Consider the following 17,060-nt stretch of genomic DNA (forward strand, 5'->3'; position numbering starts at 1 on the left):
GTGGCTTTGCCAAGTCAACGGGAAGGGTGCTTGAGCCGGAATGGCGCTTGCGGTGGATGCCTCACGCCATCCACGATCAGCGCAGTGCTGGATCGGCGTTTTGGGCCCGGTAGGCGGCGGGCGCGGCACCGATCATCCGACGGAACATGGACGCGAAGGCGCTCGGGCTGTCGTAGCCCAAGGTGAGCGCTGCCTCGGTCACCGAGCCGCCGCCGACCAGGATGGGGAGCGCGGCCAGGACGCGGGCCTGCTGTCGCCAGACCGAAAACGGCACGCCGAGATCCCGCTCCGCCAGCCGCGCCAACGTCCGCGGCGAGACCCCCGCGACCTGGGCCAGCACCGCCATATCCTGCCGCGCGCTGGGATCGGCCAGGACGGCCTCGCAGGCGCGCCGAAGCCGCGGATCGGTCGGCATGGCGAGGCGCAACGGGCAAGAGGGCAGTGCAGCCACCTCGTCGAGCAGGACATCGAGCAAGCGATTGTGTCGCCCGTCCGGGTCGGCTTCTCCGCCGCCTTGGATCGCCCGCAGGATCAACGCGCGCAGGAGCGGCGTCACCGCGAGGCTGGTCGGTACGGCCGGCAGAGTTGCCGGGACGGCACGATCGGCGATGTAGAGGGTCCGGAGCGAGACCGCGCCGCGGGCGCGCAGCGCGTGATCGATCCCGGCGCCCACCCAGAGCGCCCGCTGCGGCGGTACGAGCCAGAGGCTGCCGGCTGCGCGGATCTCCATCACGCCGGCCGTGGCGAAGATCAGCTGCGCACGGGCGTGACAATGTGGGCCGACGGTCCCGCCATCGGGGTAGTCGCCGGCGACGCAGATCACCTTTGGGCTGCTGAAGGAGGGAGGACCGAACACGGATGGATCGTCAGGCCGCCGGCGCACCGAGATGGGTCACGAGAAGGTCGCGCGCGGCCGTGCTGGTGCGGTCGAAGTGCCGGAGATACGGATCGAAATGGCCGCCCAAGACCATCACGAGGGTCTTGGGCGGCAGAGCGCGCTGATAGGCCTCCAGGCACAGGTCGGTGGCGGTCAGGACGTCGTCCTCGGCCACGATCATCAGCAGCGGCGTCGGGCTGATCCGGGCGATATGTACCCCCGGCTCGTTCTCGCGGGAGAGTTCGGCGCTGCGCAGCGTCACCGCGTTCTGCCAGTTCGGCGCGAAGGCGCGCGTGCCGGTGAAGAAGGCGTGACTGTCCGGTCCCGACATCGCGCAAGGCTGAAGCGGATCGGCCGACACGGCCGGCAGCATGGCCGGGGCCTCGTCGCGGAAGCGGGCGGCGCGGTCGGCCTCGAAGCGGCGGAGCTGCACCGGGACGAGATCGGCCCGGGTCCGGCACTGCGCCGAGAGCGCGCCGCTGATCTGCGGCACCTGCGCGACCACGCAGCGGACCCGGCGGTCGATCGCCGCCACCTCGATCACGTGCCCGCCGCTGTAGCTCGTGCCCCAGATCCCGATCCGTGCCGGATCGACCCAGGGGATCGTCTGCGCGAAGCTGATCGCGTCACGGTATCCGCGCTTCTGCAGCACCGGATCGACCTCCTGCCGGGGCAGGCCTTCGCTGGCGCCGAAATTGGCGTGGTCGTAGACCAGGATGCCGAGGCCCGCCGCCTGGAAGACCTCCGCGTAACGGTCGAGATACTGCTCTTTGACCGCCGAAAAGCCGTGGGCCATCACCACGGCGCCCGACACGTTCTCCTGCGCGCTCGGCCGGTAGAGCCAGCCACGCAACTTCCGCCCCTCGGAACAGAACTCGACATCCCTTCGCATCGGCCGCTCCCTGAAACACCGGGGCATCGTGCCGAACACTCCATAGATCGGCGCCGGAGAACCGGTCAAAGAACGCCGCGTATCGGCCAAAGCCTCGTGTCGCATGATCGTTCTTCCCGGCGTCGACAGCCAAGGCGATCGGTGTAAATCTTGAGTCCAAAGCAACGTGGAACGCGACCCGCCCGAGCGGGCAGTGCGATTGGGGAGGCTTATGGCGCCGGACATTCGGGAATCGCGGGCCGCGCTTATTCTGCTCGCGGCGGTCGTCGGGGCCGTGCTGCTGTTCGGCGCGTTCACACTGATCACGCAGATCGGCTGATGAGCTTACCCTAAAGTACAACCATTGCGGGAGCTCCGATCAGGTAAAAAGTCGCGATCCACCGCGTCAGCGATCGGCTTTGCACCGGTTCGTCAGTAGACTGACCTGCCTGGAAGCCAGGTTGCGCGGTTGAGTTAACCACCTCTTAATTCCATCATGGGTTGTATGGCCGTGAAGGAAGCGTGCGAGGGGCACGCCGGTGTCGGAGATCGCCCATGGTTGTCGATGCGATCAAGCGCACGCGCGGCCTGCCGGTGGATCTGTCGGCAGCCCTCGACGCGTCCGGCGTCATCGGTGCCTGGTCGTGGTCGCCCCGCTCTGATCGCTGCATCCTGGATGCCGGCGCCGCCGAGGTGCTGGCAGGCGATCCCGGCCTCGTCGGCCGTCCGCTTCCGCTGGAAATCGCCAGATCCTGCATTCATCCCGAGGATCGGCCCGCCGTGGTGCGCCACTTCCAGGCGGTCTGTGAGCGCGGGGGCCTGTTCGTAGCCGAATACCGCACGCTGTCGCCGGCCGGGCAGGTCCGCTGGATCCTCGATCGCGGCCGCGTGCCCGCCGCCGGGTCGAGCCGCCGGACCGGACACGGCCTCATCCTCGACGTGACCGACAACCGGCGCGAGGACGAGCCCGAAATCCCTGCACAGGTCGAGCCGCTGGATGCGCTCTCTGTGGCGATCGACCGGGCGATCGAGTGCCGCGATGCGCTCGGAGGGGTTGCGGATTCGGAGCTGCAACTCCTCATCGACATGCTGCTGCTGCGCCTTGGACAGAGCATCGCCAAGGGGGCTACCGGCACCGGAGCCCGGCGCGCGCACTAAGCGGCCGGAGGCCGGTGCCTCGCGACGTCGATCGGTCCGACGCGAAGTCGGACCGCCGACTCACTGCACCAGCACAGCCTGGCTGCAGAGGGTTCCGTCCATCTCGACATCCAGGTAGCCGATCCGCAGGCCGAGGCTCTGCAGCACGGCGTTGAGCACCAGATCGAGGGGCGCGGCGGCCAGGCCGAGCGTCGTCGCGAGAGAGGTCTGAAGCAGCGGGGTCAGGCCGAAGCCGTTCAAGTTGAAGCTGAGATTGCCCAGCAGGCTGCCGGTCAGCGACTGCGCGACGTTCGTCGACGACACCGTGCGCACGGTATGGTTGGCGATATCGGCATCCGTGAAGGTGAGTGTCTGCGTGTTGGAGCCGATGTTCGTTACCGTCCGGCCGCCGATATTGGCCAGCGGCAGCGCGATCAGCACGGCCGGCTGCGACAGGTCTGGGCTGGTCGTACCGCCGTTGATCGAGGCGCGGTTCACCGCGGCAATGGCCAGTGTCGCGAGCCCGGTCTGCGCCTCGATGGTGGCCTGGCGACCGCCGCTGGGCCCCGAGCACGCGAGCGTTCGGAGCGTCGCCTGGGCGGAAGCGACCTCGGCGTAGATCGGCACGTAGACGGTGCCGAGCCCAAGTGGGGCCGAGATCGTGGCCTCGATCAGCAGCCGGGTCTGGGCGGTTTTGACCGTGGCATTCGGGCTGCCGGGTCGGACCCATCCGGAACTGCGGCGGCGCTCGCCGATCGCCAACGTCAAGCGCGTGGAGAGCAGCCCCGGCACGGTGCCCCCGAGATCGATCGCAACCTGGTTCTGTCCGTTGGCGAGCGACGCGGTGGCGGCCAAGAGGTCCATCACGTCCAGCGACGGGCCGGCTAGGCCGCGTCCGGGGGCCAGAGCCGCCACATCGCCCAGGGCATCGACCTGGCCGATAGGAACGAGGTTGCCGGCATTCGGCAGCGCGTTGAGGATGCTCGAGAGGGCCGAGACCGCAGCGGAATTCCCCTGTGCGGCGACCCGCATCGCCATCAGCAATTGACCGACGCTCGCATTCGCCTGGACGATGTCAGTGTAGTTGGCCGCCTGCAGGTTGAGGCTTGCTGCCAGCGCATCGAGGACGCGCAGGCCATCGACCTTGGCGCTGGCCAATGCGTTATAATCGCTGACGCCCAGCGACAGCTTCGCTCCGAGCAATGCGCCGAGGACGGCGTTGGCGATGCCGCCACTCAACGCCGCGGTGCCCGAGCCGATGGTGAAGGCTGCGAACTGCGCGCTGGCTGCCGTGCCGGTGACCCGGATCGGCACGGTGGCCGGCAATCCGATCGCCCGGCCGAAGGTGACCGGCACCGTGGTCGACAGGCCGACCCGGACGGCGTTGGCGGGATTCGCGCCAGAGTTGAAGCGGCTGCCTGGGACGACGTTGGGCGCGCTGGCATCGTAGCCGCCGGTCGCCACCGTGGCCCGCGCCGGATCGTAGCCGTTATCGACGAGCGACCGGCGGGCGACCGTGTCCGCCTTGGTCGGGTCGACGGCCGCCAGCATGGCGGCGATATCGGCCGCGCCCTGCGCCTTGCGCCGAGCCTGAAACACCTGTCCGAGGTCGATCCCGACGGCGCCGGCGCCCATCAGCAAGGAACTGCCGAGCGCCACCAGGATCACGACATTGCCGCCCCGGGCCTGGCCGAAGCGCCGTGCGCGGAGAGCGGCCCGCCATACGGTCACAGACCGCCCTTCCGGACGCTGATGCTGCTGCGCAGGATGGTGGGCAGCATCGGGATCAGCTTCGCGAAAACGTTGATCCCCAGCGTGTTGGCATCCAGGGTCACGGTGACCGTGTAGAGCGTGGCATCGTTCGGATCGGGGCCGACCGAGACCTTGATGCTGTCGGGACGGAACATCGCGCCGCTGCTGAGGCTGCGGGTCACCATGGTCTGCGCGAGGGTCGTGCGCTCGGTATCGGTGACGCCGGCGATGGAGGCCCGGGCCGCCTCGGCGGCGATCTGGCGAAGGTTGTGGGCGGCGCCCAGGCAGATGCCGAAGACCGTGATGCCGGCAAACAGCATCAGTACCACCGGGGCGACGAGGGCGAATTCGACCGCCGAGCTGCCGCTTCGGCAGGCCAAGCCGTGGCGTCCGCTTCGCCAAAATCTTTGGAGCCAGCCCATCGAAACGCCCTCCGGGGGCACGCTGCTGCTGCAGCGGCACAACCCATGGTCGCATCGATCCTCTAATCAAAGGTTGTATTCATCACCCGAATTCCAGTGTTTCGGGCCGGATACGGAAAATTTAGATATCCACCACCGGTCGCGAGGTCCCGATCCCCGACGGATCGAAGGCAGCGCTCTTGATCACGGCATGGACGGACCGACCCGGCGCCAGACCCAGCTCGAGACTTGCGGCCGCCGTGACGCGTGCGGCGATCAACGCACCATTGCAATCGATGTCCACCGACACTTCGGCGCCGCTCGGGGTCAGCGCGAAGACGTGGCCGGGCAGGATATTGCGCGCGCTCAAGCCCCGGGGGGACTCGGTCGCCACCAGCACGTCGCGGGCGGGGATCCGCACGCGCAGCCGCGTTCCGGGTGGGTGCGCTGGCAGACCCGGAACGAGCAGCTGACCCGCTCGGCCCGTCAGCCGCGTCAGCCCGGTCTCCGGATCGGTCCCCGCAACCACCATGTCGAGGAGCGCTCCGGCCTCGGCCGCGTGGACCGGAACGAGGTCGGCCCGCCGCAGGATCGCCTCGGCGGAACCCGACGCGGCCACGCGCCCTGCTTCCAGCACGATCACCGTGGTGGCGAGCCGCGCCACCTCGGCGACAGCATGGCTGACATAGACGATGGGCACGCCGGCTTCGTCGCGCAGGCGTTCGATATAGGGGAGGATCTCGGCCTTGCGGGCCTCGTCCAGGGCCGCCAGCGGCTCGTCCATCAGCAGCAGGCGCGGCTTGGCGAGCAGCGCCCGTCCGATCGCCACCCGCTGGCGCTCGCCGCCCGAGAGGCCCGCCGGCCTCCGGTCGAGCAGGTGGCCGATCCCGAGCATCTCGGTCACCGCGGCGAATCCGGCCGGGTCGGCGGCCCGGCCCCCGAAGACGCGGCCGTAGCCCAGATTGGTTCGCACGCTGAGATGCGGAAATAGCCGCGCGTCCTGAAACACCACCCCGACCCGGCGGCGATGCGGCGGCAGGAAGATCCTCGCGGCGCTGTCCACCAGCGTGGTGCCTTCGGCGATGATCCGGCCGCGATCCGGTCGAGCCAGCCCTGCGATTAGGTCGATCAGCGTCGTCTTGCCGGACCCCGAGCGGCCGAACAGGGCGGTGAGGCCCGGCCCGGCCTCGAAGGCCGCCTCGAGGCTGAAGGCGCCGCGCCGGAGGATTAGGTCAATGGCGATGCTCACGCGATTCGCCCCCGGCGGCGTGGGCTCGTGGATCCGCCCCAGAGGTCCTGGAGCAGGCGCGCGCGGCGCAACGCGTTTTCCCCTCCCCCTTGCGGAGAGGGGCCAGGGTTGGGGGTGGTGCAGGACGAGGCGAAGCGGTGCCTTCTGAACAACAGCCGCGGCCAACTCCTCTCCGCAAGGGGGAGGAGCGCTTGTCGCGGCCTGCAAGGCTTGATGTCTAAAGATCGTAACGGGCGGCGGCGATGCGCGTTGGCACCCGCCACGGAGCGCATACGATGATCACCGTCCACCATCTCGAGAACAGCCGCTCGCAGCGGGTGCTCTGGCTCCTCGAAGAACTCAGCCTGCCCTACACGGTGAAGCGCTACGCCCGGGATCCGCAGACCATGCGGGCGCCGCCCGAACTCGTCACCGTTCACCCGTTGGGCAAGTCTCCAATCATCACCGAGGACGGGATCGTGGTGGCCGAGACCGGCGCCATCGTCACCTACCTCACCGACCGGGCCGGGGGAGCCCTGGTGCCAGCCCTCGGGACGCCCGAGCGCGCACGCTACACCTATTGGCTGCACTATGCCGAAGGCTCGGCGATGCCGCCGCTGCTGCTGAAGCTGGTCTTTTCGCGTCTTGCATCGGGTAGCCCCTGGGCCCTGAGACCTCTGGTTCGCCGGATCGCCGACGCCGTACTGCACAACTTCGTCGATCCGGACCTGCGCCGCCACGCGGCGTTCTGGGAGCAGGAACTCGCCGACCGGCCGTATTTCTGCGGGGCAGATTTCACCGCCGCCGACATCATGATGAGTTTTCCCCTCGAAGCCTTCACGGCCCGCGGGACCGGCGCCGGGCCGCGGGTGACCGCCTGGCTCGCACGAATCCATGCACGCACGGCCTACCGGACCGCATTGGAGCGGGGCGGGCCCTACGCCTATGCTTGAGGCGCGCGCGCGCGTGTTCCCGGGATCCGCCATTCAGCCCGTCCGAAGCCGTCGCCCGGCGCGGGATGCCAGGAACTCTGAGATCAGCAGCGCCGTCACCGACAGGGCGACCGAGATCAGGGTCAGGCGCAAGGCCGGCCCCTCCCCGCCCGGGACCTGCGTCAGCGTGTAGATCGCCGAGGGAAGGGTCTGGGTTTCCCCGGGGATGTTCGACACGAAAGTGATCGTCGCCCCGAACTCACCCATCGCCTTGGCGAAGGCGAGCACGGCGCCGGCGATGCAGCCCGGCAGGCTGAGCGGCAGCGTGACGGTGAGGAAGACCGCGAGCGGGCTGGCCCCGAGGGTGCTAGCGGCCTGTTCGAGCTTGGGATCGACCGCCTCGATCGACAGTCGCATGGCCCGCACCATCAGCGGAAAGCCCATCACCGCGCAGGCCAGGGCTGCGCCGGTCCAGCGGAAGGAGAAGACGATGCCGATCTCCCCGAGCGCGCCGCCGAGGAAGCCGCGCCGGCCGAGCGCCAGCAGCAGCAAGTAGCCGGTCACCACCGGGGGCAGGATCAACGGGAGGTGGACCAGCCCGTCGAGGAGTGCGCGACCGGGGAACCGGCGCCGCGCCAGAAGCCACGCCACCGCGAGCCCGGGCAGCAAGCTCGCGAGCGTCGCGACGCTCGCCACCCGGAGGCTTAGGGCGACGGCGGTCCAGGCGTCTGGGGGCAGGCCGAACAAGGTCGGTGCGCAGGTCTACTGGCTGACGCCGGGCTTCTCGACCACCGTGAAGCCCTGGTGCTCGAAGTAGCCCCTGGCTGCCGGGCCGCGCAGGTAGGTCAACAGGGCCGCGGCATCCGGGTTGGCCGAATCCTTGAGGAGGGCCGCCGGATACACGATCGGCGGATGGCTGTCGGATGGGAAGGTCGCGATGACGTGCACGCTCGGATCGGCGGCCGCATCGGTGGCGTAGACGATGCCCAGCGGCGCCTCGCCCCGGGCGACCAGCAACAGGGCGGCACGCACGTTCTCGGCCTGGGCGACCTGCCCCTTCACGGAATTCCAGGCGCCGAGCTTCTCGAGGGCAGCCTTGCCGTATTTCCCGGCCGGGACGGCATCGATCGTGGCCATGGCGAGCTTGCCGCCGCCGAGGATCCGGCTGAGCGTCGTGCCGAGATCCGGCGCCAGGGCGATCTGCGGATCCGAACCGGGTGTCTTCGGGCCGGAAGCGATCAGCACGAGCGCGTTGCGCAGGAGGTCCACGCGCGAGCCCGGCTTCAGGCTGCCGGACTTCTCGGCATAGTCCATCCAGGCCTGGTCGGCCGAAACGAACAGGTCGGCCGGTGCCCCGGCCTCGATCTGCTTGGCGAGCGCATTCGATCCCGCATAAGAGATCCGGGTGGTTTTGCCGGTGTCCTTGGCCCAGCCAGCCGTCGCATCGTCGAGCGCATTCTTCAGGCTCGCCGCGGCGAAGACGACCACCGGATCGGCCGCTCGGCACGGGCTCGCCGCTGGGACAAGGGCCAGCACCGCGAGCAGGGTCCAGACCCGTCGGAAAACTCGCATCGGTTCGGGCCTTCCCTGTCGCGACCCGCCGGCGGGTGGGGTGCAGCGAGAACCATAGGACCGATTACCCTGTGGGCCAAGCGCGGCCCAGGGTCTTGCGAGGTATCCACCATGCTCAGCTGAGCGGCGTCTCCCGGCGCTCGCGCGGAGCAGTTTCCGCCCGATGCAGCTGGCTCAGCAGGACCAGGAGATGGCCGGGTAGCGGGCCATCCGGCGCCGGGCCACCGAAGAGCCGCTCGCGCGGTGTCGGACGGGCGCTGCCGTCGTTGACGACGACGGGGCCGCGCGGTCCTGAACGCCTGGACTTGGTCACGCTGTACGCACCCTGCTCGATGACGGCTCTTGCGAAAGCCGGCAAAAACGCCGGCTGGCGGCGCCGGTTCCGCAGGCATTCGGTGGATCCTGTGATTAACGCACAGACACTCTGCCGCATTCCTGGGCGGCTTCCGCTGCGAATCCGAGAGGCGGCCGCGACCTTACCAGGTCCGAATGTCACGCCGGTCCTGCGGCTCGGTTTCCGGGACCGGCGCCATGCCGGTCGCGACCAGACTGGCCCATAAGGCGACGAGGAGGGCCGTCGTGAGCGTGACGGCGGCGCTGACGATAAGAGGCGCGTTCATGGCTGCGTTGTCATCAATCAAAACGGGCGCGCCGGATCACGAAGAGCGGCGCGCCTGAGTTGAGGGTCTGGCCTTGGGGAAGCCGAGACTGTTGTAATCAGAGATCTCACGTGCGGAAACTGGTTTACGTGGTTTTGAACATTCGGATTGTTGAATGTGACTGAGCGGCAACAAGCCAGCCATCGCGATCCTGCTGATGCCCGGCATTGCCACGGATGCGCCGCACCGGATCGAATCCGCCGGGCCGGATGCGATTTTTTCGTCTGGCCCCTGTGATGCGGCGCGCCCGGGCGCTACAGCCGGGCATCATGCTGGAAGGTCTGCCGCCCCACCGCCCGACTCACATCCTGCGCCTCACGACCGACGAACGGTCGGCCCGGGCGATGACGGATCTATTGGGCGAGATGTTCGATCCCACCGAGACCGCCGTCGCTGCGTTCGAGGATGCGGATGGCCGCACCTGGCGACTCGAAGCCTATTTCGCCGACGCGCCGGACGAGGATTACGTCCGTGACCTGATCCGGCCGGTGATCGGGGACGAGGCCGACGTGGCCGAATTCCGCACCATCGAGCAGCAGGACTGGGTCCGCACGTCCCTGGAGGGGCTGAAGCCGGTCCGGGCCGGTCGATTCCTGATCCATGGCTCGCACGACCGCGATGCAGTGCGCGGCAACGACCTGCCGATCGAGATCGAGGCCGCTTTGGCCTTCGGCACCGGCCATCACGGCACCACCCTCGGCTGCCTGCGGGCGCTCGTCTCCGAGCTGAAGCAGCGGCGGCCAGCCCATGTGCTGGATGTGGGGACCGGAACCGGGATCCTGGCCTTCGCAGCCGCCAAGGCCCTGCGGCAGCCGGTGTTGGCCGGCGACCTCGACGGCGTGGCTGTGCGCACCGCTCGGGAGAATGCACGGCTCAATGGTCTCGGGCCCTACCTCAAGCTCTACGAGGGGCCCGGGGTACGCCATCGGCTCGCAGACCGACCGCGGCACTTCGATCTCGTCTTCGCCAATATCCTAGCGCGGCCGCTTCGGCGCCTCGCCCCGACCCTGTCTCGGGTCGTCGCGCCCGCGGGCGTCTTGGTTCTCTCCGGGCTGATCGAGCGCGACGTCGCGGGTGTGCTCTCCACCTATCGCCACCAGGGGTTTCATCTCGTGCGCCATGGCCTGATCGAGGGCTGGGTCGCCCTCGTGCTGGCCCGCGGTGGTGCGGCGAAGCGGCCGCGGCGCTGAACCGGCGCCTCGTCCGCGCATTGCTCGGGCATGAGCCAGACGCCGCATCACGATCCGCTCGTTGACCCTTTGACTGAGGGCGCGCGGGCGCGAGCCCGGGGCCGGCCCAAGGATGCTTGCCCCTATCCGGTGGCGTCGCCGGCCCGCATCGCCTGGCTGGAGGGCTATGACGGGGTCCCGACCGGCCGAATTCGGGATCTGCCGATAGCGGATGCCTGATCGCGGGCAGGTTCTAGCGCACGGTCCGCAGCTGACCGGACCGGGGCGGATCCACCGGCGCCGTTTCGAAGGCCGGGCGCTCCGTATCGGTTTCCTGTGCCACCGGTGCGCCCAGAGCAGCCATCAGGATCCGCAATCCATCCACCCATTCTTCGGCCTCCGCCAGCGATCCGAAACCGTCGCGCCGGATCACGGTGTCGGGCTCGATCGTGGTGATGGCGTCGAAGAGGCCGTCGGGTCTGTCGCTGATCCGGTAGAAGACGCGGCGTGGCATGACCGAGAGATAGGGCAAAGAACTGACGTGATAAGATTGCGCCCGACGCTAAACCATAGGTTATGGCTACGTCTATGGATCTCCTGATGGATCCGATGCGGTTGCAGCCATGGACCGGCGGGCGATAGGCTCGCCCCATGACAGAGCCCAGCCCGAACCAGCCCCGCCACCGGTTCCAGACGTTCGACGATCCCAGCCATCGCAAGGGCGCCGAGCGGATCGAGGCCTTGCGCGCCGCCCTGCGCGAGACAGCCCTCGATGGGTTCGTGGTGCCCCGGGCCGACGAGCACCAATCGGAATATGTCCCCGCCGACGCGGAGCGTTTGACCTGGCTTACCGGCTTCACCGGATCGGCCGGGACCGCGGTGATCCTTATGGAGTCCGCAGCCCTGATCGTTGACGGCCGCTACACCCTGCAGGCGCCCGAGCAGGTCGATACCCGCGTGGTCACCGTGGTGCCCCTGAGCGAATCGACCCCCGAGGCTTGGATCGCCGACAACCTCAAGCGTGATCAGGTTCTCGGCTATGACCCCTGGCTGCATACGCCGGACGGGGTCGCGCGCCTGGAGCGGGCGGCGGTGAAGGCCGGCGGTTCGGTGCGGGCCGTGCCGAACCTCGTCGACGCGGTTTGGGCCGGCCGGCCGAAGCCGCCCGCCGGCGCGGTCGTCCTCCATCCCGAGGCCTTCGCGGGGGAGACGGTCGCCGCAAAGCTCACCCGCATCCGTGAAGCCCTGGCCGAGGGCGGCTGCGACGCTCTGGTGATCTCGGATCCACACAACCTCGCCTGGGCGTTCAACCTGCGTGGCTCCGATGTCGGTCATACCCCACTGGCGCTCGGCTACGCGATCCTTCCGCGCGAGGGTCGGGCCCGGCTGTTCCTGTCCTCCCCCAAGGTTGATTCGGCCCTGCGGGCGGCCTTGGCGCCGGTGGCCGAGATCCTGACGCGGGCCGACCTCGATGATGGGCTCGGGTCCTTCAGCGGCGTGCGCGTTCGCGTGGATGCCGCCACCGGCGCCGTCGCCCTCAAGGAGAAGATCGAGGCCGCAGGTGGGACCGCCGATATCGGCAAGGACCCGATCACCGCCATGAAGGCGGTCAAGAACGTCGCCGAGATCGAAGGCGCCCGCGAAGCCCATACCCGCGACGGTGCGAGCGTCGTGCGCTTCCTCGCCTGGCTCGATGGTGCCGCCGCCGCGGGGGGCTTGAGCGAGATCGCCGCCGTCGAGGCCCTGGAGGATATCCGCGCGGCCGGCGGCGACCTGCGCGACGTGTCCTTCCCGACGATCTCGGGCTCCGGCCCGAACGGCGCGATCGTCCATTACCGGGTTACCCGTACGAGTAACCGGGTCGTGCGGCCGGGCGAGCTGTTCCTGATCGATTCTGGCGCGCAATACCCGGACGGCACCACCGACATCACCCGGACGGTCGCGGTCGGCGACCCGACGGATGCGATGCGCGACCGCTTCACCCGGGTGCTGAAGGGCCACATCGCCATCGCCCGGGCGGTCTTCCCGAAGGATACCACCGGCGCCCAGATCGACGCCTTCGCGCGCGCTCCACTCTGGCAGGCGGGACTCGATTTCGACCATGGCACCGGCCACGGCGTCGGATCCTTCCTATCGGTGCACGAGGGGCCGCAGCGTATCGCCAAGACCGGAGCGGTCGCCCTGGAGCCCGGGATGATCCTGTCGAACGAGCCGGGCTACTACGCGCGCGGCGCCTACGGCATCCGGATCGAGAACCTCGTCCTGGTCGAGCATCGGGCGATCCCCGGCGGCGAGCGCCCGATGCTCGGCTTCGAGACCCTGACGCTCGCCCCCTACGATCGGCGGCTGATCCGCCCGGACCTGCTGGCGCCGGAGGAGCGGGCCTGGATCGACGCCTATCACGCCCGGGTGCGTGACACCCTGGCACCGCTCGTCGACGCGGAAACCCGCGTCTGGCTGGATCGTGCCACGGCGCCGCTGGCAGGTTGAAGGCTGCGCGGCCATGCTGGGCGCGGCCTTGTGCGGGCGAAGGCGGCACGACAGAGTGGACGAACCGTTTGGTCGCCCTCGTTCGCTCACGCCACGGGCGGCCAAGCTTTTTAAGGGTGCTCGACCATGCCCCGACGCTCCCAGGATCTCGCCGAGGTTGCGAAAAAGGCTGCCAATGCGTCCTTCGGGAGCGCTCTGGTGCAGAGAGTCAGCCTCGGCGACATGGAAGGGTCCGACGGCGACGATGTCCGTCGCGTTCAGTTGATCGTCTTCGACGATGCCATCGACCAGCTCGACGGCGACAAGCTGCTCGATGCCGGCCTCGCTATCCGCAAAGCCTTGCAGAAGGCCGGCGAGACGCTGCGCGTGGTCGTCGAATATGCTGAGCAGCGCGAGCTCGACGAACTTGGCGCTGATTAATCCCGAACATCTGTTCAGCCAGGCGGATGCGTTTCTTCTCCAAATCGGCCGCAGCTCGTTGCGGCAGGCCGACCTGCGCCGGACCTTCTCGAACGCCTATTACGGCTTGTTTCACGCGATCCTGACGGCTGCGGCCGACGAGGCGGTGGGGCGGACGCGGCGCAAGGATCCGCTCTGGACGCTGGCGTATCGTTCGGTCTCTCATCAGCGCTTAAAAAGCATCTGCAACGATCTCCAAGCCGCGACGCTGAAGCCGAAGATCAGGCGGTATGAGCCCCCCGGTGGATTTGGTGGTCACGTCGTCACGATTGCCGGGGCCGTTTCGGACTTGCAGGACCGGCGGCACGCCGCCGATTACGACCCGTCCCTATCCTTCCTGCAGACGGATGCGCGGGCGGCGCTGCAAACGGCCCGGTCGGCGGTCAACCGGCTGGCCCATCTCAACGCGGAGCAGCGACGGGCCTTCCTCTACCTCATCCTGTTCGAGCCCCGCTGAGCGGTCCCAGCGGCGTCATGGTCTCAGCCTTACGGAGCTGAGCGGAGGACAGGGCGTGGACCACCGCGCTATAAGGTCCTCCGTCACGAATAGCCTACGCCGGTCCGGACGATATCGTGGGTGAAACCGCGACCGCCCCGCGCGCGAAGGGACAGCATGATCCGCCGCCTCGCACTCCTGGTCCTGATGCTCGCCGCGAGCCTCTCGGCCGCCTCGGCCCAGGACTTCCGCACGCCGCCCGATCTGGTGCGGTCGAGCCTCGTTGCGGAGCCCGTCGCGGTGGCGGGCGCACAGCCGTTCACGCTGGCGGTGCGGATGCAGGTGAAGCCGGGCTGGCACGTCTACTGGCGCAATCCGGGCGATTCCGGCCTGCCGCCGGAGGTGACCTGGACCCTGCCGGCGGGCTTCAACGCCGGCGCGATCCGGTGGCCGGCCCCCGAGCGCATCGCGATCGCGACCCTGATGAATTACGGCTACGAGGGCGAGGTCACGCTGCTCGTTCCGGTCACGCCGCCGCCGAGCCTCGACCCGGCCGATCCGGTGCGGATCCAGGCCAAGCTGACCTATCTGGTCTGCGAGACCGAATGCGTGCCTGGCTCCGCCGATCTCGCCCTGGCCCTGCCGGTGGGCGAGCCCCGGCCGGATGCCGGCCAGACCGCTTTGTTCGAGCGCGCCCGAGCCGCCCTGCCCGCCCCGGCGCTCTGGCCTGTGCGCCTCTCGAGCCAGGGCGATACGCTGCAGCTCGATTTCGCCGCTACCGGCCTCAAGCCGGAGACGATCAAGGGCGCGTCCTTCTTCCCCTATTCCGAGACCGCGATCGACAATGCCGCCGCCCAGGTGATGACGGTCGACGAATCCGGCCTGCATCTTACCCTCGCCCGGAGCAACCTGGCCGAGCCGGCACCGGCCGCCCTGCCCGGCGTGCTGACCGTCGAGGAAGCGACGGGCGTCGGTAGCCACCGCCTCGCCTTCGCGTATGGCGACGAGCCGGTGCTGCCGGCTCCGGCGACGGCGTCCGAAATCGCGACTCCGCCGCCGCCCGCCCCTGCCTTCGACGTCCTGACCCTCGCTACCGCGGCAGGGCTCGCCTTCCTCGGCGGCCTGATCCTCAACCTGATGCCCTGTGTCTTCCCGGTCCTATCGATCAAGGTGCTCGGCCTCCTGCGGCATGCGGGCGAGAGTCCCGCCCGCCTGCGGCTGCACGGTCTCGCCTATACGGCCGGCGTGCTGGTCAGTTTCCTCGGGCTGGCCGGCCTGCTGCTCGCCTTGAAGGGCGGCGGGGCGGCGATCGGCTGGGGTTTTCAGCTGCAATCGCCCGCCGTGGTGGCCGGGCTCGCCTACCTGCTCCTGGCCATGGGCCTCAGCCTCTCCGGCGTGGTCCATGCCGGCGGGCGGCTCGCCGGCCTTGGCGACGGGCTGGCCCGGCGCTCCGGTCTGAGTGGATCATTCTTCACGGGCGTGCTTGCGACCCTGGTGGCGACGCCCTGCACGGCGCCGTTCATGGGCTCGGCAGTGGGCTTCGCCCTGACCCAGAGCGCCGGCGTCGCGCTTGCCGTGTTTGCCAGTCTCGGATTGGGCCTCGCCTTACCATTCCTGGCCCTCACCCTGTGGCCGCCGGCCCTGCGGGCGCTGCCGCGTCCGGGCGCGTGGATGGAGACCCTGAAGCAGGTTCTGGCCTTCCCGGTCTACGCCACGGTGGCTTGGCTGGTCTGGGTCCTGGCGCAGCAGGTGGAGCCGCAGGGGCTGCTCGCCGGGCTGTTCGGCCTCGTCCTGGTGGGCTTTGCCGCCTGGGCCTGGGAGCACGGACACGCCGCGGCCCCCCGGGCCGGGCGGATCGCTCAGGGTCTTGCGGTGCTGACGATCCTGGCGGTTGCCGCCCTGACGCTGAGCCTCGGCCACGAGCGGGCCGCTGCCCCCGCCCAGGCTGCCGCCAACGGCGTCGAGCCGTTCACCCAGGCCCGCCTCGATGCCCTGGTGAACGAGCGCCGGCCGGTCTTCGTGAACATGACCGCCGCCTGGTGCATCACCTGCGCGGTCAACGAGACGACATCGCTCTCGACGAAGGCGGTGCGACAAGCGATGGCCGACCGGGGTGTTACCTACCTGAAGGGCGACTGGACCAACCAGAATCCCGAGATTACCCGCCTCCTGGAGAAGCACGGGCGCAGCGGCGTGCCGCTCTACCTGCTTTACGCGGGAAGCGGCGAGCCGCAGGTGCTGCCGCAGATCCTCACCGAGGGGACGGTTCTGTCAGCCCTGGAGACGGTGCCGGCCGCGGGCAAGAGCGCGGCTCTGACCCGCTGAACTGTCCTTGAGCGCAGCTAGGCTTCCAGCGAGAATGTCTCGTCGAAGGCGTAGCCCGAGCCTCGCACCGTGCGGATCGGGTCGGCCTGCCGCGGAGCATTGAGGGCCTTGCGCAGGCGCCCGACATGCACATCCACGGTGCGCTCGTCGATATAGACGTCGTGCCCCCAGACACCATCGAGGAGCTGCTCGCGGGAGAAGACCCGGCCGGGCGCCAGCATCAGGAATTCGAGCAGGCGGAACTCGGTCGGTCCGAGATGAAGCTCCTCGCCGGCGCGGCGGACCCGGTGGCCGGTGCGGTCGAGCTCGATATCGCCGGCTGCCAGCCGGTCCGCAACATGGGCCGGCTTGGCCCGGCGCAGCAGCGCCCGTACCCGAGCGAGCAGCTCAGGGACCGAGAACGGCTTGACGATGTAATCGTCCGCGCCCGTACCGAGGCCGCGGACACGATCGCCCTCTTCGCCCCGGGCGGTGAGCATGATGACCGGCAGCCGCTCGGTCTCGCGCCGGGCCCGGATGCGGCGACACAGCTCGATCCCCGAGAGGCCCGGCAGCATCCAGTCGAGCAGCACCAGATCGGGCGTGCGCTCGGCCAGGAGCAACTCCGCATCGTCGCCGCGCGCGGCTGAATCCACCAGGAAGCCCTCGGCCTCAAGGTTGTACCGCAGCAGGGTGGTCAGGGCCTCCTCGTCCTCGACGATCAGGACTTGCATGCTCACGTTCGATAACCTGTTCCGTAGACGGCACCGGAC

Annotated in this window: 18 protein-coding genes; 8 read left to right on the plus strand and 10 right to left on the minus strand. The window is 69.1% G+C overall.

The genetic code is table 11. From position 1 onward, the window contains the following. Positions 1 to 76 precede the first annotated feature (76 nt). Positions 77 to 856 carry a helix-turn-helix transcriptional regulator gene (locus tag AO398_RS07445; protein ID WP_058191420.1) on the minus strand — a complete coding sequence of 260 codons (780 nt, stop codon included), beginning with the start codon at positions 854 to 856 and terminating at the stop codon, positions 77 to 79. Positions 857 to 866: 10 nt separating this feature from the next. After that, the gene (locus AO398_RS07450; RefSeq protein WP_058191421.1) at positions 867 to 1,769 is read right to left on the minus strand and encodes an alpha/beta hydrolase; all 903 of its coding nucleotides are present in this window, start codon (positions 1,767 to 1,769) and stop codon (positions 867 to 869) included. 534 nt (positions 1,770 to 2,303) lie between these two features. On the opposite strand from AO398_RS07450, the gene AO398_RS07455 reads away from it, so the two are divergent. Beyond that, positions 2,304 to 2,906, plus strand: coding sequence for a PAS domain-containing protein (locus AO398_RS07455; RefSeq protein ID WP_058191422.1), 603 nt, complete (start codon positions 2,304 to 2,306; stop codon positions 2,904 to 2,906). A 60-nt stretch (positions 2,907 to 2,966) separates the two neighbouring features. Here AO398_RS07455 and AO398_RS07460 read toward each other — a convergent pair whose 3' ends face one another. The 3 genes from AO398_RS07460 to modC form a co-directional block, all read right to left on the minus strand. Next, entirely contained in the window at positions 2,967 to 4,616 is a 1,650-nt protein-coding gene (locus AO398_RS07460) for a TadG family pilus assembly protein (protein ID WP_058191423.1), read from the minus strand. Next, a complete protein-coding gene (locus AO398_RS07465) occupies positions 4,613 to 5,017 on the minus strand; it encodes a TadE/TadG family type IV pilus assembly protein (RefSeq protein WP_244498694.1) in 405 nt (134 codons plus the stop codon). Before AO398_RS07465 ends, AO398_RS07460 begins: the two co-directional genes overlap by 4 nt. A 163-nt stretch (positions 5,018 to 5,180) precedes the next feature. Continuing rightward, a complete protein-coding gene (gene modC, locus AO398_RS07470; RefSeq protein WP_058191425.1) occupies positions 5,181 to 6,287 on the minus strand; it encodes a molybdenum ABC transporter ATP-binding protein in 1,107 nt (368 codons plus the stop codon). Between the two features lie 275 nt (positions 6,288 to 6,562). Between modC and AO398_RS07475 the strand changes: the two genes are divergently transcribed. Further along, entirely contained in the window at positions 6,563 to 7,219 is a 657-nt protein-coding gene (locus AO398_RS07475; protein ID WP_058191426.1) for a glutathione S-transferase, read from the plus strand. Between the two features lie 33 nt (positions 7,220 to 7,252). Here the strand turns inward: AO398_RS07475 and modB are convergent, their stop codons facing one another. From modB to AO398_RS28980, 3 genes are all read right to left on the minus strand, one after another. Beyond that, positions 7,253 to 7,945 carry a molybdate ABC transporter permease subunit gene (modB, locus tag AO398_RS07480; RefSeq protein WP_058191427.1) on the minus strand — a complete coding sequence of 231 codons (693 nt, stop codon included), beginning with the start codon at positions 7,943 to 7,945 and terminating at the stop codon, positions 7,253 to 7,255. 15 nt (positions 7,946 to 7,960) lie between these two features. Further along, complete coding sequence (gene modA / locus AO398_RS07485) at positions 7,961 to 8,770, minus strand: molybdate ABC transporter substrate-binding protein (RefSeq protein ID WP_058191428.1); 810 nt, start codon at positions 8,768 to 8,770, stop codon at positions 7,961 to 7,963. Between the two features lie 476 nt (positions 8,771 to 9,246). Continuing rightward, positions 9,247 to 9,390 carry a hypothetical protein gene (locus AO398_RS28980; RefSeq protein ID WP_201025724.1) on the minus strand — a complete coding sequence of 48 codons (144 nt, stop codon included), beginning with the start codon at positions 9,388 to 9,390 and terminating at the stop codon, positions 9,247 to 9,249. Between the two features lie 308 nt (positions 9,391 to 9,698). Between AO398_RS28980 and AO398_RS07490 the strand changes: the two genes are divergently transcribed. Both AO398_RS07490 and AO398_RS29305 read left to right on the plus strand, forming a co-directional pair. Continuing rightward, positions 9,699 to 10,619, plus strand: coding sequence for a 50S ribosomal protein L11 methyltransferase (locus AO398_RS07490; RefSeq protein ID WP_058191451.1), 921 nt, complete (start codon positions 9,699 to 9,701; stop codon positions 10,617 to 10,619). Positions 10,620 to 10,649: 30 nt separating this feature from the next. Next, positions 10,650 to 10,838, plus strand: coding sequence for an Rmf/CrpP family protein (locus AO398_RS29305; protein ID WP_082643169.1), 189 nt, complete (start codon positions 10,650 to 10,652; stop codon positions 10,836 to 10,838). Between the two features lie 13 nt (positions 10,839 to 10,851). Here AO398_RS29305 and AO398_RS07495 read toward each other — a convergent pair whose 3' ends face one another. After that, complete coding sequence (locus AO398_RS07495) at positions 10,852 to 11,112, minus strand: hypothetical protein (protein WP_058191452.1); 261 nt, start codon at positions 11,110 to 11,112, stop codon at positions 10,852 to 10,854. A gap of 137 nt (positions 11,113 to 11,249) precedes the next feature. Between AO398_RS07495 and AO398_RS07500 the strand changes: the two genes are divergently transcribed. The 4 genes from AO398_RS07500 to AO398_RS07515 all read left to right on the plus strand — a co-directional run bounded on the left by AO398_RS07500 (position 11,250) and on the right by AO398_RS07515 (position 16,308). Beyond that, on the plus strand, positions 11,250 to 13,088 hold the full coding sequence (locus tag AO398_RS07500) for an aminopeptidase P family protein (RefSeq protein WP_058191429.1): 1,839 nt from the start codon (positions 11,250 to 11,252) through the stop codon (positions 13,086 to 13,088). Between the two features lie 126 nt (positions 13,089 to 13,214). Beyond that, the gene (locus AO398_RS07505; RefSeq protein ID WP_152997449.1) at positions 13,215 to 13,508 is read left to right on the plus strand and encodes a hypothetical protein; all 294 of its coding nucleotides are present in this window, start codon (positions 13,215 to 13,217) and stop codon (positions 13,506 to 13,508) included. Next, on the plus strand, positions 13,495 to 14,004 hold the full coding sequence (locus tag AO398_RS07510; protein WP_058191431.1) for a hypothetical protein: 510 nt from the start codon (positions 13,495 to 13,497) through the stop codon (positions 14,002 to 14,004). The genes AO398_RS07505 and AO398_RS07510 overlap by 14 nt, the downstream gene beginning before the upstream one ends. Before the next feature lie 156 nt (positions 14,005 to 14,160). Further along, positions 14,161 to 16,308 carry a protein-disulfide reductase DsbD domain-containing protein gene (locus AO398_RS07515; RefSeq protein WP_201025725.1) on the plus strand — a complete coding sequence of 716 codons (2,148 nt, stop codon included), beginning with the start codon at positions 14,161 to 14,163 and terminating at the stop codon, positions 16,306 to 16,308. A 17-nt stretch (positions 16,309 to 16,325) separates the two neighbouring features. On the opposite strand, the gene phoB is transcribed toward AO398_RS07515, so the two are convergent. Then, positions 16,326 to 17,021: a phosphate regulon transcriptional regulator PhoB gene (gene phoB / locus AO398_RS07520; protein WP_058191432.1), complete on the minus strand. Its 696-nt coding sequence runs from the start codon at positions 17,019 to 17,021 to the stop codon at positions 16,326 to 16,328. Positions 17,022 to 17,060: the final 39 nt, after the last annotated feature.

It is taken from the genome of Methylobacterium sp. GXS13 (genome assembly GCF_001455965.1).
Lineage (GTDB): Bacteria > Pseudomonadota > Alphaproteobacteria > Rhizobiales > Beijerinckiaceae > Methylobacterium.